The sequence below is a fragment of the Cellulomonas wangsupingiae genome (genome assembly GCF_024508275.1).
In the GTDB taxonomy this organism is placed as follows: domain Bacteria; phylum Actinomycetota; class Actinomycetes; order Actinomycetales; family Cellulomonadaceae; genus Cellulomonas; species Cellulomonas wangsupingiae.
Genome location: NZ_CP101989.1, coordinates 3017477 through 3040980, shown reverse-complemented (window position 1 = coordinate 3040980; position 23504 = coordinate 3017477). Strand labels below are relative to the sequence as shown.

At 75.0% G+C, this 23504-nt stretch carries 22 protein-coding genes and 3 tRNA genes; 16 read left to right on the top strand and 9 right to left on the bottom strand.

Translation table 11 applies throughout. The features are described 5' to 3' along the window. The 5 genes from NP075_RS14075 (at position 1) to NP075_RS14055 (ending at position 6581) form a co-directional block, all read left to right on the top strand. On the top strand, positions 1–1557 hold the full coding sequence (locus NP075_RS14075; protein ID WP_227565362.1) for an NADH-quinone oxidoreductase subunit M: 1557 nt from the start codon (positions 1–3) through the stop codon (positions 1555–1557). Then, positions 1554–3263 (top strand): NADH-quinone oxidoreductase subunit NuoN, encoded by a 1710-nt coding sequence (nuoN, locus tag NP075_RS14070; protein WP_227565363.1) that lies wholly within the window; start codon positions 1554–1556, stop codon positions 3261–3263. Before NP075_RS14075 ends, nuoN begins: the two co-directional genes overlap by 4 nt. Positions 3264–3360: 97 nt before the next feature. Then, on the top strand, positions 3361–4368 hold the full coding sequence (locus NP075_RS14065) for a polyprenyl synthetase family protein (RefSeq protein ID WP_227565364.1): 1008 nt from the start codon (positions 3361–3363) through the stop codon (positions 4366–4368). A 16-nt stretch (positions 4369–4384) separates the two neighbouring features. After that, on the top strand, positions 4385–5152 hold the full coding sequence (locus tag NP075_RS14060) for a PP2C family protein-serine/threonine phosphatase (RefSeq protein WP_227565365.1): 768 nt from the start codon (positions 4385–4387) through the stop codon (positions 5150–5152). A gap of 28 nt (positions 5153–5180) precedes the next feature. Next, positions 5181–6581 carry an FHA domain-containing protein gene (locus NP075_RS14055; RefSeq protein WP_256791120.1) on the top strand — a complete coding sequence of 467 codons (1401 nt, stop codon included), beginning with the start codon at positions 5181–5183 and terminating at the stop codon, positions 6579–6581. Positions 6582–6602: 21 nt separating this feature from the next. Here NP075_RS14055 and rarD read toward each other — a convergent pair whose 3' ends face one another. Then, positions 6603–7529, bottom strand: coding sequence for an EamA family transporter RarD (gene rarD / locus NP075_RS14050; protein ID WP_227566630.1), 927 nt, complete (start codon positions 7527–7529; stop codon positions 6603–6605). Positions 7530–7749: 220 nt separating this feature from the next. Here rarD and NP075_RS14045 point away from each other — a divergent pair, with 220 nt between their 5' ends. Both NP075_RS14045 and htpX read left to right on the top strand, forming a co-directional pair. Further along, positions 7750–9135 carry an FAD-dependent oxidoreductase gene (locus NP075_RS14045; RefSeq protein ID WP_227566629.1) on the top strand — a complete coding sequence of 462 codons (1386 nt, stop codon included), beginning with the start codon at positions 7750–7752 and terminating at the stop codon, positions 9133–9135. A 186-nt stretch (positions 9136–9321) separates the two neighbouring features. Beyond that, positions 9322–10191: a zinc metalloprotease HtpX gene (gene htpX, locus NP075_RS14040; RefSeq protein WP_227566628.1), complete on the top strand. Its 870-nt coding sequence runs from the start codon at positions 9322–9324 to the stop codon at positions 10189–10191. An 85-nt stretch (positions 10192–10276) separates the two neighbouring features. On the opposite strand, the gene NP075_RS14035 is transcribed toward htpX, so the two are convergent. Beyond that, the gene (locus NP075_RS14035) at positions 10277–10774 is read right to left on the bottom strand and encodes a YajQ family cyclic di-GMP-binding protein (protein ID WP_227566627.1); all 498 of its coding nucleotides are present in this window, start codon (positions 10772–10774) and stop codon (positions 10277–10279) included. A 214-nt stretch (positions 10775–10988) separates the two neighbouring features. Here NP075_RS14035 and NP075_RS14030 point away from each other — a divergent pair. After that, positions 10989–11070: transfer RNA gene (locus NP075_RS14030), tRNA-Tyr, on the top strand. Between the two features lie 66 nt (positions 11071–11136). Here the strand turns inward: NP075_RS14030 and NP075_RS14025 are convergent. After that, positions 11137–11562: a hypothetical protein gene (locus NP075_RS14025; protein ID WP_227566626.1), complete on the bottom strand. Its 426-nt coding sequence runs from the start codon at positions 11560–11562 to the stop codon at positions 11137–11139. Between the two features lie 148 nt (positions 11563–11710). Here NP075_RS14025 and NP075_RS14020 point away from each other — a divergent pair. The 5 genes from NP075_RS14020 (at position 11711) to NP075_RS14000 (ending at position 13098) form a co-directional block, all read left to right on the top strand. Next, a tRNA-Thr gene (locus tag NP075_RS14020) sits at positions 11711–11783 on the top strand. 58 nt (positions 11784–11841) lie between these two features. Beyond that, positions 11842–11918, top strand: a tRNA-Met gene (locus NP075_RS14015). 93 nt (positions 11919–12011) lie between these two features. After that, on the top strand, positions 12012–12182 hold the full coding sequence (rpmG, locus tag NP075_RS14010; RefSeq protein ID WP_013117912.1) for a 50S ribosomal protein L33: 171 nt from the start codon (positions 12012–12014) through the stop codon (positions 12180–12182). A 32-nt stretch (positions 12183–12214) separates the two neighbouring features. Then, complete coding sequence (locus NP075_RS14005; protein ID WP_227566625.1) at positions 12215–12667, top strand: FAS1-like dehydratase domain-containing protein; 453 nt, start codon at positions 12215–12217, stop codon at positions 12665–12667. Continuing rightward, positions 12664–13098 carry a MaoC/PaaZ C-terminal domain-containing protein gene (locus tag NP075_RS14000; protein ID WP_227566624.1) on the top strand — a complete coding sequence of 145 codons (435 nt, stop codon included), beginning with the start codon at positions 12664–12666 and terminating at the stop codon, positions 13096–13098. The genes NP075_RS14005 and NP075_RS14000 overlap by 4 nt, the downstream gene beginning before the upstream one ends. Before the next feature lie 22 nt (positions 13099–13120). Here NP075_RS14000 and NP075_RS13995 read toward each other — a convergent pair whose 3' ends face one another. After that, on the bottom strand, positions 13121–14188 hold the full coding sequence (locus NP075_RS13995) for a LacI family DNA-binding transcriptional regulator (RefSeq protein ID WP_227566632.1): 1068 nt from the start codon (positions 14186–14188) through the stop codon (positions 13121–13123). 194 nt (positions 14189–14382) lie between these two features. Between NP075_RS13995 and NP075_RS13990 the strand changes: the two genes are divergently transcribed. From NP075_RS13990 to NP075_RS13980, 3 genes are read left to right on the top strand one after another with little or no spacing between them, the layout of a single operon-like run. After that, positions 14383–15804: an MFS transporter gene (locus tag NP075_RS13990; RefSeq protein ID WP_227566623.1), complete on the top strand. Its 1422-nt coding sequence runs from the start codon at positions 14383–14385 to the stop codon at positions 15802–15804. Next, positions 15801–17066, top strand: coding sequence for an MFS transporter (locus NP075_RS13985; protein WP_227566622.1), 1266 nt, complete (start codon positions 15801–15803; stop codon positions 17064–17066). Before NP075_RS13990 ends, NP075_RS13985 begins: the two co-directional genes overlap by 4 nt. Positions 17067–17075: 9 nt before the next feature. Next, the gene (locus NP075_RS13980; protein WP_227566621.1) at positions 17076–18221 is read left to right on the top strand and encodes a UDP-N-acetylmuramate dehydrogenase; all 1146 of its coding nucleotides are present in this window, start codon (positions 17076–17078) and stop codon (positions 18219–18221) included. A 12-nt stretch (positions 18222–18233) separates the two neighbouring features. On the opposite strand, the gene NP075_RS13975 is transcribed toward NP075_RS13980, so the two are convergent. The 5 genes from NP075_RS13975 to NP075_RS13955 form a co-directional block, all read right to left on the bottom strand. Continuing rightward, positions 18234–19265 (bottom strand): adenosine deaminase, encoded by a 1032-nt coding sequence (locus NP075_RS13975; RefSeq protein ID WP_227566620.1) that lies wholly within the window; start codon positions 19263–19265, stop codon positions 18234–18236. Between the two features lie 37 nt (positions 19266–19302). Continuing rightward, positions 19303–19977 (bottom strand): response regulator transcription factor, encoded by a 675-nt coding sequence (locus NP075_RS13970; RefSeq protein ID WP_227566619.1) that lies wholly within the window; start codon positions 19975–19977, stop codon positions 19303–19305. Continuing rightward, entirely contained in the window at positions 19974–21515 is a 1542-nt protein-coding gene (locus NP075_RS13965; RefSeq protein WP_227566618.1) for a sensor histidine kinase, read from the bottom strand. The genes NP075_RS13970 and NP075_RS13965 overlap by 4 nt, the downstream gene beginning before the upstream one ends. A 79-nt stretch (positions 21516–21594) precedes the next feature. Continuing rightward, positions 21595–22224, bottom strand: a complete 630-nt coding sequence (locus tag NP075_RS13960; RefSeq protein WP_227566617.1) for a response regulator — start codon at positions 22222–22224, stop codon at positions 21595–21597. Beyond that, positions 22221–23495: a sensor histidine kinase gene (locus tag NP075_RS13955; RefSeq protein WP_227566616.1), complete on the bottom strand. Its 1275-nt coding sequence runs from the start codon at positions 23493–23495 to the stop codon at positions 22221–22223. The genes NP075_RS13960 and NP075_RS13955 overlap by 4 nt, the downstream gene beginning before the upstream one ends. Between the last annotated feature and the right edge of the window lie 9 nt (positions 23496–23504).

Here is a 23504-nt window from a genome sequence, read left to right as displayed (position 1 = left end):
ATGTCGAACTTCCCCTGGCTCACCGCGCTGGTGGTGCTGCCGATCCTCGGTGCCGCGGCCATGTGGCTGCTGCCCGCCGGTGCCCGTCCGCGGACCCGCGTCGTGGCACTCGGCTTCGCGCTCGTCGAGGTGCTGCTCGTCGTCGGGGCCTTCCTGGCCTTCGACACGGGCGCGGCCGCGACGCACCAGCTCCTCGACACGGCGCCGTGGATCCCCGCGCTCGGCGTGTCGTGGGCGCTCGGCGTCGACGGCGTCGGCCTGGCGCTCATCGCGATGTCCGTCGTGCTCGTCGCGGTCGTCGTCCTGGCGGCCTGGCGCGAGCAGGGCTCGGTGGACGGCCCCACGGACCGGCTGCGGCACTACCTGGCGCTGGTCCTGCTCCTCGAGGCGTTCATCGTGCTGGTGTTCGCCGCGCGCGACGTGTTCCTCTTCTACGTCGTCTTCGAGGCGATGCTCATCCCCGTCTACTTCATGATCGGCGCGTTCGGCGGGGCCCAGCGGCGGTACGCCGCGGTCAAGTTCCTCCTGTACTCCCTCGCCGGCGGGCTGGTCATGCTCGTGGGCGTCATCGCCCTGTACCTGCAGGGGCCGGGCGGGCCCGAGGGCTTCCTCATCGAGAACCTCGTCGGGCTCGACATGGACCCGACGGTCGAGAAGTGGATCTTCGCGTCCTTCTTCCTCGCGTTCGCGATCAAGGCGCCGATGTTCCCGGTGCACACCTGGCTGCCCGACGCGGCGCAGCAGGCACCGGCCGGCACGTCGACGCTGCTGGTCGGCGTGCTCGACAAGGTCGGCACCTTCGGGATGCTGACCCTGTGCCTGCCGCTGTTCCCGGCGGCGTCGCGCTGGGCGGCTCCCGCGATCATCGTGCTGGCCGTCGTGTCGGTGCTCTACGGCGCGCTGCTGGCGATCGGCCAGAAGGACATGATGCGGCTGGTCGCGTACACGTCGGTGTCGCACTTCGGCTTCATCGTCCTGGGGATCTTCGCCTTCACGTCGACGTCGATCGCCGGCTCGTCCTTCTACATGGTCAACCACGGGCTGTCGACGGGGGCGCTGTTCCTGCTCGTCGGGTTCCTGGCGGCGCGGCGGGGGTCGCAGCAGATCGTCGACTTCGGCGGGCTGCAGAAGGTCGTCCCCGTGCTCGCGGGCCTGTTCCTCGTCGTCGGCCTGTCGGCGCTCTCGCTGCCCGGGCTGTCGACGTTCGTCAGCGAGTTCCTCGTCATCGTCGGCACCTTCGCCCGCCACCCGGCCGCCGCGATCGTGGCGACGCTGGGCGTGGTGCTCGCCGCGATCTACGTCCTGTGGCTCTACCAGCGCGTGTTCACCGGTCCCGTGCGGCCCGAGCTCGCGGCCATGACGGACCTCGGGACGCGCGAGCGGTGGGTCGTCGGCCCCCTCGTGGCGCTCATGCTCGTCCTCGGGTTCCTGCCCGGACCTGCGCTGGACCTCGTCCGGCCGCCCGCGCTCGAGAGCATCGCGCAGCTCGGCGTCGACGACGTCGAGCCGACGGTCCTCGTCGCGATCCCCGCCGGTACCGAAGGGAGTGACCAGTGAGCGGCTTCATCGCCCCCGAGATCGCGTGGGGGCCCCTCGTCCCCGTGCTCGTCGTGCTGCTGGCGGCGGTCCTCGGCGTGCTCGTCGAGGCGTTCGTGCCCGACGCCCGTCGCCGGGCCGTGCAGCTCACGCTCACGCTGGCGTCGCTGGCGGGTGCCCTGCTGGCCGTGGCCGCGCTGTGGTCGGGCGTGGAGGAGACCGGCGGGACCGACGTGCTCGGCGGCTCGCTGGTCGTCGACGGCCCGACCCTCGTCCTGCAGGCGACGATCGCGCTGCTCGCACTGCTGTCGACGCTGATCTTCGCCGACCGGTTCGCGGGGGGCGAGGACGCGTTCGCGCCGTCCGCCGCCGCGGTCCCGGGCTCGGACTACGAGGAGATCGCCCGACGCAAGGGCCTGCGCCAGACCGAGGTGTACCCCCTGCTCCTGTTCGCCACGGGCGGGATGATGCTGTTCCCGGCGACGACCGACCTGCTGACGCTGTTCGTGGCGCTCGAGGTCCTGTCGCTGCCGCTGTACCTGCTGTGCGGGATGGGACGCCGCCGCCGCCTGCTCTCGCAGGAGGCGTCGATGAAGTACTTCCTGCTCGGCGCCTTCGTCTCGGCGATCATGCTGTTCGGCATCGCGCTGCTCTACGGGTACTCCGGCTCGCTGCGGTACGCGGACATCGCGGTCGCGACGGCCACGCCGAACGGGCTCGAGGGTCTGCTCGTGGTCGGGGCCCTGCTGCTGCTCGCCGGCCTGTTCTTCAAGATCGGCGCCGTGCCGTTCCACATGTGGACGCCGGACGTGTACCAGGGTGCGCCCACGCCCGTCACGGGGTTCATGGCGGCGTGCACCAAGGTCGCGGCGTTCGGGGCCCTGCTGCGCGTGGTCTACGGCATGCTGCCGGGGATGGCCTGGGACCTCGACGTCGTCCTGTGGACCGTCGCGATCCTCACGATGGTCGTCGGCACGGTGGCGGCGCTCGTCCAGACGGACGTCAAGCGGCTGCTCGCGTACTCCTCGATCGCGCACGCCGGCTTCGTGCTGACGGGCATCGTCGCGCTGGACGACGCGGGCATCACCGCCGTGCTGTTCTACCTGCTGGCCTACGGCGCGACGACGGTGGGTGCCTTCGGGCTCATCGCCCTCGTGCGCGAGCAGGGCACGGGCGACGACGACGTCCCCGCGGTGCTGGGCGAGGCCACGCGCCTGTCCCAGTGGGCAGGGCTGGGCCGCACCCACCCCGTCCTGGCGGTGACCTTCACGCTGTTCCTGCTGTCGTTCGCGGGCATCCCGCTGACCGCCGGCTTCGTCGGCAAGTTCGCGGTGTTCACCGCCGCGGTCGAGGGCGGGGCGTGGCAGCTCGCGCTGGTCGGCGTGCTGGCGTCGGCGGCTGCGGCGTTCTTCTACGTCCGCATCATCGTGCTCATGTTCTTCACCGAGGTCCCCGAGGCTCCGGTGACGGCCGGCACGGGCACGGGCGTCGCCCCCGCGGCGGTCGCGGGCTCGACCCCCGTGGTGCACGGCGCAACCGGGCAGCAGGCCTCCGTCGCCACGGCGGAGCCGGTCACCACGGAGCGTGCTCCGGCCACGACCGTGGTCGCCGGGGAGGGCCTGACGGTCGTCGCCGTCGTGGTGTGTGCCGTTCTGACCGTGGTGCTCGGTGTCGCGCCGTCGCCGGTGCTCGACGCGATCGCCTCGGTGGCGGTGCTGCTGCCGTGACCCGACGGTGGCCGGGGGCGGGGCGTGAACCGGGATCGTCCGGGCATCGCCCGCTCCCGGTTCCGCCGTCCGCCCGTGGTGCGGATAGGTTCGTGCCGTGACGACCGCTCTCGCCCTCCCGCTCCACGACGCCGCGCTCGCCGAGCGCCTGACGGGGCGCCTCGACCTCGTCGAGGAGCTCCTGCGTGACGCGGTCACGTACGCCGACCCGATCGCGCACGACGCGTCGAGCCACCTCGTCAACGCCGGTGGCAAGCGCCTGCGTCCGCTGCTCGCCCTGCTGACGGCCGAGCTGGGCGACGGGGGCCGGCGCGAGGTCGTCGACGCCGCGGCCGTCGTCGAGCTCACGCACCTCGCGACGCTGTACCACGACGACGTGATGGACTCCGCGCCGCTGCGCCGCGGGGCGCCCTCGGCGCACGAGGTGTGGGGCAACTCCGTGGCCATCCTCACCGGCGACCTGCTGTTCGCGCGGGCGTCGTCGATCGTCTCCGGTCTCGGCCCCGAGGCCGTGCGGATCCAGGCGCAGACGTTCGAGCGGCTGTGCCTGGGCCAGCTGCACGAGACCGTCGGGCCCCGCCCCGACGAGGACCCGGTCGCGCACTACCTGCAGGTGCTGGCCGACAAGACGGCCTCCCTGATCGCGACGTCGGCCCGGTTCGGGGCGATGTTCGCCGGCTGCCGCCCCGACGTCGTGCACACGGTCACGCAGTTCGGCGAGACGATCGGCGTCGCGTTCCAGCTCGCCGACGACGTCATCGACCTGACGTCCGACGGCGAGGTCACGGGCAAGACCCCGGGCACCGACCTGCGCGAGGGGGTCCCGACCATGCCCGCGCTGCTCCTGCGCTCGCGCGCGGCGTCCACCGCCGCCGGGCCGGCCGACCGCGACGTCCTCGCGCTGCTGGATGCCGACCTCTCGGACGACGCCGACCTCGCCGCCGCGGTCGCGGCGCTGCGCGAGCACGAGGTCGTCTCGCTGACGCGCCGGCGTGCCGTGGACCTCGCACGGCAGGCCGTCACGGAGCTCGAGCCGCTGCCGTCGGGCCCGGTGAAGGACGCGCTCGTCGCGTTCGCCGACGCGCTCGTCGACCGGGCGTCGTGACCCGGGAGCGGTGACGGTGGCGGCGGGCGTCCGGCTGCGGTCCGCCGTCGCCACGGACCAGGCGGCCCGCGACACCAACGAGGACACGGCGTGGGCGTCGGACGGGCTCTTCGTGGTCGCCGACGGCATGGGCGGTCACGAGGCCGGTGAGGTCGCCTCCCGGCTCGTCGTCGAGGTGGTGAGCGGCCTGGCCGGCACGGACCCCAGTCTCGACGACGTCACGCGGGTGCTGCGCGAGGCCCACCGCCGGGTGCGTGACCTGCCGTCGCACGGGGAGCGTCGCCCGGGCACGACCCTCACGGGCGTGGTGGTCACGCGCCACGCGGGCGTGGCGTGCTGGCTCGTCCTCAACGTCGGGGACTCCCGCACCTACCGCATGGTCGGCGGAGTCCTCGAGCAGCTGACGCGTGACCACTCCGAGGTCGCCGAGCTGGTGGAGCAGGGGCTCGTCGCGGTCGAGGACGCCGCGCGGCACCCGCGTCGGCACGTGGTCACCCGCGTGCTGGGCGGCGGCGCGGCCCGCGTCGACCCCGACCTGAGCATGTTCCCGGTGAGTGCCGGCGACCGCATGGTCGTCTGCTCGGACGGACTGACGGACGTGCTGCCCGACGCGCGCGTCCAGGCGGTGCTGCGCGCCGAGCGGCACCCGCGCGCCGCAGCGGACCGCCTGGTGCGCGAGGCCCTGGCCGCGGGCGGCCAGGACAACGTCACGGTGGTCGTCGTGGACGCCGTGGCTCTCACCCCCTCACGCCCCGCCGCGGACGGCTCCGGCGTGGCACGATGACCGCTCACCCGACCCCGGAGGACCGCCCGTGAGCACCCGCACCTCGGCTCCACGCTGCGCGTCGTGCGGCATGCCGCTCGGCCCCGGCGCCGAGTCGTGCGCCGTCTGCGGGGCGCGGGTCCCCTTGATCGCCCGCCCGGCAGCGGCACAGGACGACGCGACGGCCGACGAGCCCGCCGGGGTGGGCGGCCTCGCGGCACGGCCTGCCGCGGCCCCCGAGGAGCCCGTCGCTGCGCGCTGGGACCTCCCGGCGCCGGTCGCTCCCGCGGCGGCGCCGAGCGCGCCCGCCGCGACCGCGGCGTCCGGCGCGCCCGCCCCGGCCGCGGCGTCCGGCCCGCCTGCACCGGCCCCGGCGTTCGACGCGGCAGCGGCGGGTCGCGCCGTGCGCGAGGCGGCCAGGCCGCCTCGCACGGCCTCGTCGGGTCGGGCGGCAGCGCCGGCGCCGGTGGAGGGCTCGCGCGTGGCCGGGTACGCGATCGACGTCCTGGCCGCCGCGGTCGTGGGCGTGGTGGGATTCCTCGTGGCGGGCCTGGTCGACGTCCCGGCGGCGGCCGTCGCCGGAGTGCTCGTCCTGCTGTTCGTGGCCGCGCAGGTCGTGGCCCTGCGCCGGTCCGGTGCGACGCTGGGCGTCGCCCTGGTGCGCACCGGCACGGGCGACGGGCGGACGCGAGGGGCACCGGGGGTGTCGCGGACGCCGGTCCGTGGACCCGGGGTGCCCACCCCGCCGCCGGGCCCGCAGCCGGGACCGGCGGGTGGCGGGTCCGAGCCGTCCTCCGTCCCGGCCCCGGTGCTGGACGTCGTCCTCCCGCCGCCGCCGTCCGCGCAGCCGGCAGCGGTCGCACCTCCCGTGCCCGACCTGCTGCCGCAGGCGCCGACGGGTGCCGAGCCGCTCGTCGCCGTCAGCACGCCGGCGGCGGACCTGCTGCCCGGACCGCCCGAGGCCACGCGTCGCACGCGCGGCGCGGCGCGCGCGGCGGGAGCGGGCGTCGCACCGGTCGAGGTGCCCGCGTCGGCGGGCGAGGACCTGGACGACCTGGAGCACACGCGCGTCCGGGACCCCGAGTCGCTGCGCCGGCGGTCCGGGACGCTCGCGCTGCACTTCGACACGGGCGAGCGCGTCCGCGTCGTCGGCCGCGGTCTGGTGGGCCGTGGACCGCGGGCCGAGGACGGGCAGGACATCCTCCACGTGGTCGTGCTGAGCGACGCCGCGCGGTCCCTGTCGCGCGTGCACGTCGAGTTCGGGCCGCAGGGCGCGACGACCGACGAGGAGGCGGCGATCTGGGTGATGGACCGTGGGTCGACCAACGGCACGGTCGTGGTCGACCCCTCGGGGGCCGGGCGGGTCCTGCCGGCGGGAGCACGTGCGGTGGTCGGTGCCGGCTGGGTCGTGCGGCTGGGCGACCGTGAGGCGCGCGTCGAGGACGACTGACCGGGGCGGCTCCCGGCGGCGTCAGGCGTCCGCCGCGTCGTCCCGGGGGTGGGGGCGGCGCGAGTGCCGCAGCCCGTCGACCGTGAGCACGGCCAGGGCGAGCCAGACGAGCCCGAACCCCCACCAGCGGGCGGGCGGCATGCGTTCGCCGGCGACGAGCACGCCGATCGCGAGCTGCAGCACGGGGGCGAGGTACTGCAGCAGCCCGACGGTCGACAGCGGGAGCCGTCGCGCGGCGGAGTTGAACAGCAGCAGCGGGACGGCGGTGAGCACGCCCGTGCCGACGAGCGCCAGGCCGTGCCAGTCGAGCTCCAGGGTGCCGACGCCCGCCAGGTGGAGCCAGACCAGGTAGCCCAGGGCCACGGGCGCCAGGACGGCCGTCTCGGCCGCGAGGCCCGGCAGCGCGGTGACGCGCGGCCCGACCCGGCTCTTGATGAGCCCGTAGGTGCCGAAGCTCCCGGCGAGGACGAGCGCGATCCACGGCAGCCTGCCGTAGCCGACGGTGAGCACGACGACCGCGAGCGCGCCGCAGCCGACCGCGACCCACTGCACGGCCCGCAGCCGCTCCCCGAGGACGAGCACCGCCAGCCCGATCGTCACGAGCGGGTTGATGAAGTACCCGAGCGCGGCGTCCACGACGTGGCCGGTCGTCACGCCGTGGACGAACACGAGCCAGTTGACGGCCAGCAGCACGGCCGCCAGCGTCAGGCGGGCGAGCAGGGCGTGGTCCCGCAGGATGGTCACGAACGCTCCCCAGGTCCGCGTGACGGCCAGCAGGAGCAGGCAGAAGAGCAGCGACCACACGACGCGGTGGGCGATGATCTCGACCGGGCCGGACGGCGCCAGCAGCGGGAAGTACAGGGGGAGCGCGCCCCACAGCGCGTACGCGGCGAGCCCGGCGGCGAGCCCGGCGCGGTGGCCGGGGGTGGTGGGGGCGGGTGCGGGCACCCCGTGACTCTAGGCGTCGCGGCGGGCCCCGCAGGCGTCCGGATGATGGGATGTCCGTATCGTGGAGTGGACGTCGAGCGCCGCGGCGGTCACGTCCTAGACTTGGCGCCGCACTGCACTCGCACCGACGGCGAGGCGCGCGGCCCCCGGGCCCGTCACGACGCCCGTCACGACGCCCCGTCGTGCGAGCGCTCCCCACACCGGAAGGCAACCAGGTCCCGTGAGCACCCCGACCCTGCGCGTCGCGATCGTCGGCGCCGGTCCGGCCGGCATCTACGCGGCAGACATCTTGTCGAAGACCGGCCTCGACGTCAGCATCGACCTCTTCGAGCGGCTGCCGGCGCCCTTCGGCCTCGTGCGCTACGGGGTCGCCCCCGACCACCCGCGCATCAAGCAGATCATCGTCGCGCTCCACAAGGTCCTCGAGCGCGGGGACATCCGCCTGCTCGCGAACGTCGACTACGGCACGGACCTCAAGCTCGACGACCTGCGGACCTTCTACGACGCGGTGATCTTCTCGACCGGCTCGATCCGGGACGCGGCGCTGCCGATCCCGGGCGTCGACCTCGACGGGTCCTACGGCGCCGCGGACTTCGTGTCGTGGTACGACGGACACCCCGACGTGCCGCGCACGTGGCCGCTGGACGCGACGCAGGTCGCGGTCATCGGGGCGGGCAACGTCGCGCTCGACGTGGCGCGCATCCTCGCCAAGCACGCCGACGACCTGCTGCCCACCGAGGTCCCCGGCAACGTCTACGACATCCTCAAGGCGAACCCCGTCACCGACGTCCACGTCTTCGCGCGGCGCGGTCCGGCGCAGGCGAAGTTCTCGCCTCTCGAGCTGCGCGAGCTGGGTCACGTGCCCGACGTCGACACGATCGTCTACCCCGAGGACTTCGAGTTCGACGAGGGGTCGATGGCCGCGATCCACTCGAGCAACCAGACCAAGCAGGTCGTCAAGACCCTGACGGACTGGACGCTCAAGGAGCCCGAGGACCTGACGGCCTCGCGTCGCATCCACCTGCACTTCCTGCACAAGCCGGTCGAGGTGCTGGGGGAGGACGGCAAGGTCGTCGGCCTGCGCACCGAGCGGACGGCGTTCAACGGCGACGGGAACGTCACGGGCACCGGCCAGACGTTCGACTGGCCGGTCCAGGCCGTGTACCGGGCGGTCGGGTACTTCGGGTCCCCGCTGGTGGACATCCCGTTCGACGACGTGGCCGGTGTCATCCCGAACCGCGAGGGACGCGTCATCGACGTCGACGGCGAGCACCTGCCGGGCGTGTACGCGACCGGGTGGATCAAGCGCGGCCCCGTCGGCCTCATCGGTCACACCAAGTCCGACGCGTCCGAGACGGTCCGCCACCTCGGGGAGGACGTCGCGGCGGCCGGTGACGCCTTCTACACGGCGACCGAGCGCGAGCCGCAGGCCGTCCTCGACTTCCTCGCGCAGCGCGGCGTCGACACCATCGAGTGGGCGGGCTGGGAGCTGCTCGACGCCTACGAGCGGTCGCTGGGCGAGCCGCACGGGCGCGAGCGCGTCAAGCTCGTCCCGCGCGAGCACATGGTCGCCGTCGCGCTGGGGCGCGACCTCCCGCAGGACTGAGGCCGACGTGGGGCCCCGGACGGCAGTCGGCCGTCCGGGGCCTCACGCGTGCCGGCGACCGTCCGTGCGGCGCGTTCCCCGGCGCCGGTCACCCGTCGCCCCACGTGCGGGAACGTCCACGCGTCGTCCGGCGTTGACGCCAGATGAAGGGCCGGATCATCGGCTGCGGGGAGGACGAGGACACAGATGGGCCATCGGCACTACAACGGGTTGAAGACGGCGGCGCTGTTCGGCGCGATGTGGGCGGTGCTGCTCGGGATCGGGTGGCTGATCGGCGGGGCGCGGTACCTGTGGCTGTTCGCAGGGCTGGGCGTCGCGATGACCGGCTACAGCTACTGGAACTCGGACAAGATCGCCATCCGCGCGATGCGCGCGCGACCGGTGAGCGAGATCGAGCAGCCCACGATGTACCGCATCGTCCGCGAGCTCTCGACCGCCGCCCGCCAGCCGATGCCGCGCCTGTACGTGTCGCCGACGATGGCACCCAACGCGTTCGCGACGGGGCGCGACCCCAAGAACGCCGCGGTGTGCTGCACGGAGGGGATCCTCGCGATCCTCGACGAGCGCGAGCTGCGCGGTGTGCTCGGGCACGAGCTGATGCACGTCTACAACCGCGACATCCTCACGTCGTCGGTCGCGGCCGCGGTCGCGGGTGTGATCACCTCGCTCGCGCAGTTCGCGATGTTCTTCGGCGGCGGCGACCGTCGTGAGGGCGGCAACCCGATCGCGGCCCTGCTGATGGTCTTCCTGGCGCCGCTCGCCGCGACGATGGTGCAGCTCGCGATCTCCCGCACGCGCGAGTACGACGCGGACGAGGACGGTGCGCGGCTCACCGGTGACCCGCTGGCGCTGGCGTCGGCGCTCCGCAAGCTCGAGGCCGGGGCGAACGCCCGCCCGCTGCCGCAGGACCGCGAGCTGGTCGACGTGTCGCACCTGATGATCGCCAACCCGTTCCGCGGCGGCGGCATGGGCCGGCTGTTCGCGACGCACCCGCCGATGACGGACCGCATCGCGCGGCTCGAGGCGATGGCCGGCGGCGGGGTCACCCGCTACTGACGCGTCCTCGACGGGCCGGCGCGGGCCCGACCGGCCGGAGCGGCCCGACGGGCCGCTGCCGGCCCGTCGGGCGTCCGGTGGTGGCCTAGCGGTAGTTGACGAACTGCAGCGCCGCGTCGACGTCGGCGCCCTTGAGCAGCGCGATCACGGCCTGCAGGTCGTCGCGGCTCTTGGCGGTCACGCGCAGCTCGTCGCCCTGGATCTGCGTCTTGACGCCCTTGGGGCCCTCGTCGCGCACGATCTTGGCGAGCTTCTTGGCCACCTCGGTGCTCAGGCCCTCCTTGATCGACCCGGCCAGGCGGTACTCCTTGCCCGACGGCTGCGGCTCGTTCTCGCCGGTGTCCAGGGACTTCAGGGAGATGCCGCGCTTGATCAGCTTGGTCTGGAACACGTCGAGCACCGCGAGGACGCGCTCGGGGGAGTTGGCGACCATGAGGATGTTCTCGCCGCTCCACGCGATGGACGCGCCGACGCCCTTGAAGTCGTAGCGCTGCGCGATCTCCTTCGCGGCCTGGTTCAGGGCGTTGTCGACCTCCTGGCGGTCGACCTTGCTGACCACGTCGAACGACGACTCGCTCGCCATGATGCTCCCTCCCGGCACCTGCGAGGTGCCACTGCGGTCCGTCGGGCGAGGGGTGCGCGGGGCCGCCTGCCGCGTGCGGCGGACGGGTGTCCGACGGCCGCGGCGGGCCGGTGTGCACGAGCCCCCTCTCGGACTTGCTATCCTTCCATCCGCACGCCGCTCACGCGGACGCGTCGGCCCCCGGGTCGTCGGGTCGACGTGGGAGTGCACCCCTGGCGGGTTACCCGAGTGGCCAAAGGGGGCTGACTGTAAATCAGCTGGCAACGCCTACGGGGGTTCGAATCCCTCACCCGCCACGTACCGGAGGGGGCGTCCTCGACAGAGGACGCCCCCTTCGTCGTCCCCCGGGCCGGGGGAGCGGGTCAGCAGGTCCAGGTGCCCGTCGTCACCGAGACGGTCGTGCCCTCGTCGCGCGTGTCGAAGACGCCCGCGTCCTCCTCGGAGGCGAACGCCACGCCGACGCCGGTGGGCTCGGCGAAGCCGGTGAGGCCGGCGAGGACCTCCTGCGCGCCCTCCTGGCAGCCCGCGGACGCCGGCTCGACCTCGTAGCCCAGCTTCCCGAGCCGGTCGACCTCGGTGGCCAGGGCGGGGTCGTCCGTCCCCTCGGCGACGGCCGTCCACACGACCCAGAGCTCGCCGTCGGCGTCGGCGGGGGCGACGGCGGTGGGCCAGTCCGCGGCCGAGGGGTCCACGCCCTCGTCGCCGGCCGTGCAGGCGGCGGGCAGCAGGACGAGGATCGACAGGGCCGCGGCGGCGGCCGCGCGGCGGTGACGGTGACGGGTGCGCATGCGCCGGATCGTGGCACGCGACGCCTGCCGCCGCGACGAACTGAAACGCTTCGGCAGGGCCTTGCGGAGCCGTGCCGAGCACGCGCAGGGAGGGGTTGCGGAGCCGATTTCACGACGACCCCGCTGCGCGTGTACTCTGGTCCGCGCTGCCCCGATAGCTCAGTCGGCAGAGCGTCTCCATGGTAAGGAGAAGGTCAAGGGTTCGATTCCCTTTCGGGGCTCTGTGGTATGTCACGGGCCGGTCGTCCTCGGACGGTCGGCCCGGGACACGACCGCTGTGGCGGGATAGCTCAGGTGGTTAGAGCACACGGCTCATAATCGTGGTGTCGCGGGTTCGAATCCCGCTCCCGCTACCACGTCCGGCGATACATCCGTCGCAGCAGCGCGCGTCGGCCGGCGCGCGCCAGGAGAAGAACGCAGCCCCCGCGGGGCGCGAGAGGTGACACAACATGGCCAGCAAGAGCGCGGACGTCCGCCCCAAGATCACGCTCGCCTGCACGGAGTGCAAGGAGCGGAACTACATCACCAAGAAGAACCGTCGGAACAACCCCGACCGGCTCGAGATGAAGAAGTTCTGCCCGCGGGACAACAAGCACACGGTGCACCGCGAGACCCGCTGACGCGGGCCGCGGCAACCGACCGACCCGCTGACGTGCCGGTCGACATCACCTTCGCCGGGCGGGTCTACCCGCCCGGCGACGTGTATGTGGTCTCCCGCGAGAAGCTGCGGGAGTTCGCCGAGGCGACGGGTGCCACGCACCCCGCCCACACCGACGTCGAGGCGGCCCGCGCCCTGGGGCATCCCGACGTCGTCGCGCCGCCCACCTTCGCCGTGGTGATCGCGCAGCGGACCGAGGCGCAGTACGTCGAGGACCCGGCCGCGGGCATCGACTTCAGCCGCGTGGTGCACGCCGACGAGCGGTTCACGCACCACCGCCCCATCCACGCGGGCGACCGGCTGCGCGCGGCGCTGCACGTCGACGCCGTCACGGTGCGCGCGGGTCTCGCCATGGTGACGACGCGCTGCGAGGTCGCGGACGAGGACGGGGCGCCGGTCGCCACCGTCGTCTCCACGCTCGCGGTGCGGCCCGAGGACGCCTCGTGACCGCCGGCCTCCGCCCCGTGGTGGCCGACCTCGCGGTCGGCCAGGAGGTCGCCCGCCGGACCATCGGTGTCGACCGCGCGCGGCTCGTGCGCTACGCCGGTGCGTCCGGCGACTTCAACCCGATCCACTGGAACGACCGCGTCGCGACGTCGGTCGGCCTGCCGGGTGTCATCGCCCACGGCATGTGGACCATGGGTGCGGCCATCGCGGTCGTCGTGGACTGGGCGGGGGACCCCGGCCGGGTCGTCGACTACCGGACGCGGTTCACGCGCCCCGTGCCCGTGCCGGACCCGGGTGAGGCGTTCGTCGAGGTCGTCGCCACGGTCGGTGCGATGGACGCCGAGGCCGGGACCGTGCGCGTCGACCTGGCGGTCGCCGTCGACGGCGTGCGGGTGCTCGGCAAGGCCCAGGCGGTCGTCCGTCTCGTCTGAGGCGGGCTTCGCGGCCGCGGCGTCACCCCTGCTGCGGGACGGGCCCCGTCGTCGTCCCCACGCGCAGCGCGACCGGCAGTACGCGCGGCTCGGGGGCGCGGCCCGCGAGCAGCTCGGCCACGGCCTCGCCGATCGCGGCGCCCTTCTCGGCCAGCGGCTGGGCGACGCTGGTGAGCACGTCGGGCGCGAGCCACGGCAGGTCCAGGCCGTCGAACCCGGCGATCGAGACGTCCTGGGGGATCCGCAGGCCGAGCTCGCGCGCGGCGAGCACCACCCCGGACGCCAGCAGGTCGGACTGGCAGACGATCGCCGTCGGGCGGTCCGCGGCGGACAGCAGCGCCCGTCCGGCGGACGCCCCGTGCTCGACGAGCGAGGCGGGCGTCTCGTACACGACGGTGGGCGTGACCCCGGCGTCGGTGAGCCCGGCGAGGCGGCGGCGGCTGATCTCCCACGTGATGTGCGCGAGCCGGGCCTCGTCGGCCGGGCCCTCCGTCCGCTCGCGGTCGAACGGCAGGGTGACCGTCGCGATGCGGGTGTGCCCGAGGTCGAGCAGGTGCCGCGTGAGCTCGGTCATGCCGCCGTGGTCGTCGATGCCGACGGCCGCGACGTCGGGCTGCGGCGTGCCCTCGACGAGGACGGCGGGGGTGCCGCGCCGGCGCAGCGTCTCGAGCACGGGGTCGTCCGTCGTGCCGCCCCACATCTGCACCGCGACGTCCATCGCGGCCGACTCCAGCAGCGGGTCGACGGCGGGCTGCGACGCGTCGTCGGGCCCCGGGATCAGCAGGACGCCCAGGCCCAGCGGGCCGAGCGTCGCGGTGAGGCCGTCGAGGACCTGCACGGCCACGGGGTCGCGGAACGCGCGCCGCAGGGCGTCGCCCATGATGACGCCGACGATCCCGGACCGCCCCCGGCGCAGCTGGCGGCCGAGCGGGTTGGGGCCGGCGTACCCGAGGGCCCGTGCGGCGTCGAGCACGCGCGCGCGGGTGGTGTCCGCGATGGGGCCGGAGCCGGAGAAGGCCAGGGACGCGGTCGAGACCGAGACGCCGGCGCTCGCCGCGACGTCGGCCAGGGTGGTGCGCTGCGCGGACAGGGAGACCTCCGGGGCCGGTCAGGGCGTGTGACGCGTGTGACGTCGCGCGCTGATTGACGTCGCGGTCAGCGTACCCGCAGAATTGGCAGATCCCATCAAATCGATTCGATGACGCCTGCGCGCAACTCGAATCGATTCGATCCGTGGCGGTGAACGCACCCGCCCCGCCCCACCCGCCCCACCGGAGCCTCGTTGTGACCCGTCCCGACCCGCCCGCCGTCGTCCGCGCGCGCCTGCTGCTCACCGGCCTGTTCACCCTGGCCGGGATCACGTTCGCGAGCTGGCTCGCCCGCCTGCCCACGGTGCGGGACCTCCTGGACCTCGGCACGGCCGACCTCGGCCTGCTGCTGCTGGTGGGCTCGGTCGGCTCGCTGCTCACCGTCACCACCTCCGGCATGCTCCTGGAGCGGTGGGGCAGCCGTCGCGTGCTGCTGGTCTCGACGTTCGTGCTCGCCGCTGCGCTCGTGCTGCTCGGCACCGGCCCGACGGTCGGCTCGGTCGCCCTGCTCGCCGCCGGCATCTTCCTCAACGGCGTGGCCGTGGCGCTCGGGAACGTCGCGATCAACGTCGAGTCCGCGCGCGTCGAGCGGGCGCTGGGCCGCACGGTGATCCCGCAGTTCCACGCGGCGTTCTCGGTCGGGGCGGTCGTGGGCTCCGGCCTCGGTGCCCTCGCCTCCGCCGGCGGCGTGCCCGTGGCCGTGCAGCTGCCGGCCACGGCGGCCCTCATGGTGGTGTGGCGGCTCGCGTCGCTGCCCCGCGTCGTCCTGCCGGCGTCCGCGGCCGAGACGGCGGAGCGGTCCGTCGGGCGCCCCCTGCCGGCGGACGCCACCGCGTCGCGGGCGCGTCGCGGGGTCCGCCGCGTCGGCGCCGCGCTCGGGGCCTGGCGCGAGAGGCGCACGCTGCTGGTCGGTGTCGTCGTCCTGGCGGCGGCGTTCTCGGAGGGCGCCGCGAACAACTGGCTGTCGCTCGCCGTCGTGGACGGCTTCGGGACCAGCGAGGCGGTCGGCGGCGCCGCGCTCGGCCTGTTCGTCGCCTCGATGACGGCCGTGCGGCTGCTCGGCACGCGCCTGCTGGACCGCTACGGGCGCGTCGCGGTGCTGCGCGCGTCCGGGGCCTCCTCGGTCGTGGGCCTCCTGCTGTTCGGCTTCGCCCCGACGTTCGCGCTCGCCGCCGCCGGCGTCGTGCTGTGGGGCGTCGGCGCCGCGCTGGCCGTCCCGATCGGGATCGCCGCGGCGTCGGACGACCCCGTGCGCGCGGCCGGACGCGTCGCGGTCGTCTCCGCGTTCGCGTCGATGGCGTCGCTCGTCGCACCGCCCGTGCTGGGCCTGGCGGCGGAGTCGGTCGGGGCCCGGCACGCGCTCACGCTCATCGTCGTCGCGATGGTCCTGAGCGTCGTCGTGGCGCCGGCGGTCGCGCGCGACGCCACGGCTCCCGGCGGGGCGCCGGCCCGGCCGGCCGACGCCCCTGCCGCACCCGCCGGCCGGCAGGCAGCCGCACCCGCGGACGGCGATCTCGAGGGCCTCGTGCGCTCCCGGCGCCACCACGTGCTGCCCGGCGGGCGCCGGCGGGCACGCCGCGCAGCCGGTCGACCCCCGGTGCGGGGTGCGGCACGATGAGCCGCGTGGACGACGTCCGACGTGCACCCGCTCCGCGCGAGGTGCGGCTCGCGTCGGCGGCCGTCTTCACCGTCTTCCTGCTCTCGGGCGTCAACTTCGCGTCCTGGGCCGCGCGGCTGCCCGCCGTCCGCGACGCGCTGGGGCTCAGCCCGGAGCGCATGGGCGTGCTGCTCCTGGTCGGGGCGTTCGGGTCGCTGTTCGCGCTGCCGCTGTCCGGCATCGTCGTCGAGCGGCTGGGCGCGCGGCGCACGGTCCTCGGCTTCGCGCTGCTCAACGCGGTCGGCTACGGCGTCGTCTCGGTCGGCGTGATGCTCGGCGAGGCCGTGCTCGTCGGTGCGGGACTCGTGCTCGCGGGGATCGGCACGGGCGTCTGGGACGCCGCGATGAACCTCGAGGGCGCGGTCGTCGAGCAGCGCCTGGGACGCACCGTGATGCCCCGGTTCCACGCCGGCTTCTCGTTCGGCACGATGGCCGCTGCGGGCGTCGCCGCCGTCGCGGCGTGGTGGCACGTGCCGGTGCAGGTGCACCTGCCGGTCGTCGTGGCGCTGTCGTCCGTCGGCGTCGCCGTGGCCGTGCGCGCGTTCCTCGCCGGTCCGGTCCCCACCGCCCCGCGCCCCGACGGGGCTCCCGGGACGCCCGCCGCGCCGCGGGGTGCGCGCGCGGCGGTGGGCGCCTGGCTCGAGCCGCGGACCCTGCTCATCGGCCTGGTCGCGCTCGCCGCCGCGCTGACCGAGGGCGCCGCCAACGACTGGGTGAGCCTGGCGGTCGTCGACGGCTTCGGCACGGCCCACGTGACCGGGGCGGTGGCCTTCGGCCTGTTCGTCACCGCGATGACCGCGATGCGGCTGTTCGGGACGCCGCTGCTCGACCGGTTCGGCCGGGTCGCCGTGCTCCGCCTGTGCGCCGGGCTGGCCGGCGTCGGCCTGCTCGTGTTCGGCCTGGCGGACCAGCTGTGGCTGGCACTGGTCGGGGTCGTCGTGTGGGGTGCCGGCGCCGCGCTGGGCTTCCCCGTCGGCATGAGCGCCGCGGCCGACGACCCGCTGCGGGCCGCGCAGCGCGTCGCGGTGGTCTCCACGATCGGGTACTCCGCGTTCCTCGCGGGCCCGCCGCTCCTCGGGCTGCTCGCGCAGCACGTCGGCTACCGGCCGGCGCTGCTGGCGATCCTCGTGCCCGTCGCCCTCGGCCTGCTCGTCACCGGCGCCGCGCGGCCCCTGGCGCAGGGTGCCGCACCCGACGACGACGCCGCCCGTCGCGCGGTCTAGCCTGGGCGCGTGGAGCTCGACACCTGCGCCCTGCCCGGCCCGGCCCCCGAGCCGGCGCAGCCGGCGGTCCCGACGCACACCGGCACACCGACGCTCGCGGACCTCACGACGCTGCGCGTCGGCGGCCCCGTCGCGCGCTACGTCGAGGCGACGTCCGAGGCGGAGCTGGTCGAGGCCGTCCGCGCTGCGGACGCGGCGGACGAGCCGGTGCTCGTCCTCGGTGGCGGCTCCAACGTGCTGGCCGCCGACGCCGGCTTCCCCGGCGTGGTCGTGCGTGACGTGCGCGGCGGCGTCGAGGTGCCCGACGCGTCGGCGTGCGCGGGCGTCACGCTGACCGTGCCGGCGGGGACCGTGTGGGACGACGTCGTCGCCTACGCGGTGCAGCACGAGCTCGTCGGCGTCGAGGCGCTGTCCGGCATCCCCGGCTCGACCGGTGCGACGCCCGTGCAGAACGTCGGCGCGTACGGCCAGGAGGTCGCGCAGACCGTCGCGCAGGTGCGGGTGTGGGACCGCGGACGCGGACGCGTGCGCACGCTGCCGTACGTGTCGCTCGGCTTCGGCTACCGCACGTCGGTGCTCAAGCGGTCGATGCGCCCCGACCCGTCCGACCCGCGGGCGCCCTGGGGGCCGACGCCCCGGTACGTCGTGCTCGACGTGACGTTCCAGGTGAAGCAGGGGTCGCTGTCCGCACCCGTCGCGTACCCGGAGCTCGCGCGCGCGCTCGACGTCGCCGTCGGGGAGCGCGCCCCCCTCGCGGACGTGCGCGCCGCGGTCCTCGCGCTGCGCGCCCGCAAGGGCATGGTGCTCGACGCCGGCGACCACGACACCTGGAGCGCCGGGTCGTTCTTCACCAACCCCGTCGTCCCCGCCGCGGCCGCCGACGCCCTGCCCCCCGACGCCCCCCGCTGGCCCATGCCGGACGACACGGTCAAGACGAGTGCCGCGTGGCTCATCGAGCACGCCGGCTTCGGCCGGGGGTACGGCGCGCCCGGCCCGGCGACCCTGTCGACCAAGCACACCCTCGCGGTCACCAACCGGGGCGACGCGTGCGCGGACGACGTGCTCGCCCTGGCGCGTGCGGTGCGCGACGGTGTGCGCGACAGGTTCGGCGTCGTCCTCGAGCCCGAGCCGGTGCTGGTGGGCGCCACGCTGTGAGCCCGCCCGCGCTCAGCCCGCGGCCGGCTCCGTGGCCAGCCACGCGTCCACGCCCGCGAGGAGCCGCGCGCGCGTGGTGGGGGACGCCGCGCTCGCGGTGATCGACGCGCGCGCCAGGTCCGCGAGCTCGGCGTCCGTGAACCCGTGCTCCTCACGCGCGACCCGGTACTGGTCGACGAGCCGCGCCCGGAACAGCAGCGGGTCGTCGGCCCCGAGCGCGACCCGCGCGCCGGCGTCGACCAGTGTCCGCAGCGGCACGTCCGCGGCCGTCGGGTAGACGCCGAGCGACACGTTCGACGACGGGCAGACCTCCAGCGCGACCTCGTCCTCCAGGACGCGCGCGAGCACCCGCGGGTCCTCCCCGCTGCGCACCCCGTGGCCCAGGCGGTCGGGGTGCAGGTGCTCGAGCACCTCCTCGACGTGCGCGGGCCCCAGCAGCTCGCCGCCGTGCGGCACGCTGAGCAGCCCGGCGCGGTGGGCGATGCGGAAGGCCCCGGCGAAGTCCGCGGTCGTGCCCCGGCGCTCGTCGTTCGACAGGCCGAACCCGATGACCTGGCCGGGCCCGTCGCCGGCGTGCCGCGCCGCGAGCCGCGCGAGCGTGCGCGCCTCGAGCGGGTGCCGCATGCGGGACGCCGCGACGACCACGCCGACCTCGACGCCCGTCGCGGCCTGTGCGGCGCGCGCCTCGTCCAGGACGATCTCCAGCGCCGGCGTCAGGCCGCCGACGAACGGCGCGTACGACGTCGGGTCGACCTGGATCTCGAGGCGTCCCGACCCCTCTGCGGCGTCGTCGGCGGCGGCCTCCGCGACGATGCGGCGCATGTCGGCCTCGGACCGCACGCACGCCCGAGCCGCGTCGTACAGGCGCTGGAACCGGAACCAGCCGCGCTCGCCGGCGGGCACCCGCAGGGGGTCCGCGTCGAGCAGCACCTGCGGGAGGCGGATGCGGTGGCGCTCCGCCAGCTCGGCGAGCGTCGCGACACGCATCGAGCCTGTGAAGTGCAGGTGCAGGTGCGACTTGGGGAGCAGGCTCAGGTCACGCATCGGTCCCAGTGTGCCAGGCGCGGTGCGTCGGCACCGGTCAGGCGGGGGCGTCCACGAGGCGGTACCCGACGCCGCGGATCGTGTCGAAGTGCTCGGCGCCGAGCTTGCGCCGCAGGTACCGCACGTACACGTCGACGACGTTGGAACCGGGGTCGAAGTCGTACCCCCAGACCTCGGACAGCAGCCGCTCGCGCGTGAGCACGTCACCCGGGTTCCGCATGAACGTCTCCGCGAGGGCGAACTCCCGCGCGGACAGGTCCACCTCGGTCTCGTCGACCCTCATGCGACGGGTCCGCAGGTCGAGCTGCAGCCGCCCGTGGGCGAGCACGTTGCCGCGTGACGCGGCCGAGGGCTGGCTGCGCAGCCGCAGCCGGACGCGGGCGAGCAGCTCCTCGAACCGGAACGGCTTGGCCATGTAGTCGTCGGCACCGGACTCCAGCCCGGTGACGGTGTCCGTGACCGAGGACCGGGCGGTCAGGACGATGACCGGCAGCGTGTAGCGCTCGGCGCGCAGGTAGCGCAGCACCTCGAAGCCGTCCATGTCGCCCAGCCCGAGGTCGAGCACGAGCAGGTCGACGCCGCCGGCCTCGACGTGCTCGAGGGCCTCCTCGCCGGTGACGACGGCGGTCGCCTCGTACCCGTGGGCGCGCAGGCCCTTGGCGACGAACGCGGCGATGCGCTCCTCGTCCTCGGCGATCAGGATGTGTGTCATCTGTGCGGCTCCACGAGCTCGAGGGACTCGGCCTCGCCGTCGACGAGGCCGACGGCAGGCAGGTCGAGGACGACACCGACGCCGGGACCGGCGCCGGGAGGGGGGTGCTCCAGCAGGACGCGCCCGCCGTGCGCCGCGGCGATGGCCGCGACGATCGGCAGACCGAGGCCCGCGCCGTGCTGGACGCGGTCGGCCTGCCCGCGGTGGAAGCGCTCGAAGATCCGCGCCTCCTCCTCGGGGGGGACGCCCGGCCCCTCGTCGCGCACCCAGACCAGCAGGCGGCCCCCGGACACCTCGCTGCCGAGTCGCACTGTGGAGCCGGGTGCCGAGAAGCGCACGGCGTTGGCCAGCAGCTGCAGCCAGGCCTGGGTGATGCGCTGGGCGTCGACGGCGACCACGACGTCGGCGCGCGCGACGACGACGAACCGGCGCTCGCCCAGCCCGCGGGCCTTCTCGTGCACGTCGTCGGTCAGGCGCCCGAGGTCCACCGGAGCCCGGCGCACGAAGTCGGGCCGGTCGGCGGTCGCCAGCGTGACGAGGTCGTCGACGAGCCGCTGCATGCGGTCGAGCTCGTCCAGCGCGAGGGCCTGCGTCCCGCGCACGTCGTCCACGTCGGCCGGGTCCAGCAGCTCGAGGTGCCCGCGCACGATCGTCAGGGGTGTCCGCAGCTCGTGGCCCACGTCGTCGAGCAGCTCGCGCTGCGAGCCGAAGGCGCGCTCCAGGCGCTCGAGCATCGAGTTCACCGAGGCGGCGAGGTCCGTCAGGTCGTCCTTGCCGGTGAGCTCGATGCGCTCCGACAGGTCGGACTCGGTGACGCGCCGGACGGTGTCCCGCAGCACCCGCACCGGACGCAGCATGCGCCCGACGACGAACCACGCGACGAGCGAGGTGACGGCGAGCGCCACCAGACCGACCACGGAGTACGTGAGGAAGATGCGCCACACGTCCGCGTTCTGCGCGGTCCGGTCGGACGCCACGACGAACATGCCCGCGACGCCCGGGTCGGCCTCGACGCCGACCGGCACGGTCACCAGCCGGTACTCGGTGACCGACGTGCGGACCGTGCGGGGGTGGCCCGCGAGCGGGTCGTCGGCCGGCAGGGCCGCGAGCCACGCCATGAGCTCCTCGTCGGTGTCGAGACGGATCGCCCCCGTCTCGTCCGCCGGGCGCAGGTCGAACGCGCCGTCCACCAGCGAGAGCATCCCCTCGTGCTCGGCGGGGACACGTGCCTCGACGGCTCGGCGCAGCAGGTCCCGGACGGACGACCACGGGGCGCGGGTGTCGTCGGCCTGCGCCTCGCCCTCGGCCTGGCTCGTGCGTACCGCGCTGACCGCGCGCTCGAGCGAGTCGTCGATGCGGGCGTCCGTCGCCCGCAGCTGCAGGGCCAGTCCGGTCACGCCGGAGACGGTCATGGCGGCGGCCGTCAGCGCCACCACCGCCGTCATCAGGCGTCCGCGGACGGTGGCCCGGGAGCCCGCCGCACGCGGCGCGTCGACGGGCGCGGCGGCGGAACGCCCCGACGCCGGCCCGTTCCGCATGCGGACAGTATGGTCGCGCGGCAACCCGGGCAGAAGGTGCGTCCGGGGCGCGGTCCGGCCCGGTCCACGCGTGCGTGGGTCAGGCGCCGGGCAGGATGCCGCGCTCGATGGCGACCGTGACGGCGCGCGTGCGGTCGTCGACGCCGAGCTTGGCGAACGCCCGCAGCAGGTGGGTCTTGACGGTGGCCTCGGTGATGAACAGCGCACGGCCGATCGCGGCGTTCGACAGCCCGCGCGCGACGCCGCCGAGCACCTGCTGCTCGCGCGGGGTGAGCCGCTCGCCGCGGTCACCGCGGACCTGCTGGACCAGGCGGCGGGCGACCGACGGCGACAGCGCCGACTCGCCGCGGGCCGCGGCCCGCACCCCCGCGACGAGCTGGTCACGCGGGGTGTCCTTCAGCAGGTACCCCGTCGCACCCGCCTCGACCGCCCGCAGGATGTCGGTGTCCGTCTCGTAGGTCGTGAGCACCAGCACGTGCACGCCCGGCAGCCCGGCGACGATCCGTACGGTCGCGGCGGTGCCGTCCGTGCCCGGCATGCGCAGGTCCATGAGCACGAGGTCCGGCCGCAGCTCCTCGGCCAGCGCCACGGCCTGCTCGCCGTCACCGGCCTCGCCGACGACCTCGAGGTCCGGCTCGAGGTCGAGCAGCGCCACGATGCCGGACCGCACGACGGGGTGGTCGTCGGCCACGACGACGCGGACGGTCACGGTGCGTCCGTCCGGGCCGGCCCGGTGGTGCCGGCGGCGGCGGGGCGGACGGGCACGCGCAGGCGCACCCGCGTGCCGTCGCCCGGGGTCCCGACGACGTCGAGCGTGCCGCCGGCGGCGTCGGCGCGTGCCCGCATGCCCCGCAGCCCCGTGCCCTCGGACGCGCCGGCGGGCAGGCCGCGTCCGTCGTCGGCGACCTCGAGGACCACCTCGTCGCCCGACCGCGCCAGCCGCAGCGTCACGTGCGAGGCGGCGGCGTGCCGCCGGACGTTCGCGAGGGCCTCCTGCGCGGCGCGCAGCAGCACGACCTGGGCCTCGCGGCCCGCGAGGTCGTCGCCGGCGTCGTCGACGACCTCGACCCGCACCCCCGTCTCGCCGGTGAACCGGGTCGCGAGGCGCGCCAGGGCGTCCGCGAGCGTGCCGTCCTGCAGGTCCGGCGGGGAGAACGCGGCGACGAGCGCACGGGCCTCGGCGAGGTTGTCCCGCGCGACGTCCTCGATGCCGGCCAGACGTGCCGCCACCCGGTCGGAGCGCCCGCGCTCGAGCTCGACCGACGCGGTCTGAGCGAGCATGACGACCGACGTGAAGCCCTGGGCGAGCGTGTCGTGGATCTCCGCCGCGAGCCGTTCGCGCTCGGCGACGACCCCGGCCGCGTGGTGCGACGCGGCGAGGGCGTCCTGCGTCGCGCGCAGCTCGTCGAGCAGGTAGGCGCGTTCCTCGCTCTGCTCGGCGACGTGGGTGATCCACAGCCCGAGCGCGACGGCGAAGAGCAGCGCGGACCCGAACTGCGCGGCGATCTCGACGATCTGCTCGTCCGTCCCCCGCACGCGCAGCGCCTCGGCGACGGTGCAGCCGACGGCGAGCGCCACCGCCCACACGACGCCCGCGACGCGGGTGCGCACGAGGTTCCAGATCTGCACGTAGGCGAGGAACAGCAGGACCGGCCCGATGTCCGCGAGCGCGACCTGGGAGACGACGACGACCACCAGCACCGCGAGGTAGGCGTCGACGCGTCGGGTGTCGCCGCGGACGACGCCGCGCCTGCCGACCAGCACGTAGGTCAGGACGAGCACGGCCATCGCGCCCGCGGGGAGCAGCGCGTCGGCGGGCGTGGAGACCTCCGTCAGCACCGCCACCAGGTACAGCGCCGTCAGCCCGACGAACACGAGGTCCCACATCCGCAGCGTGCGCAGCCAGAAGCCGTGCCGGTCCACGGTCTGCGGCCCGGGCCCGTGCTCGGTGCCGGCTCCGGCGTCCGCGGGGGTGCTCATGCGCGTGAC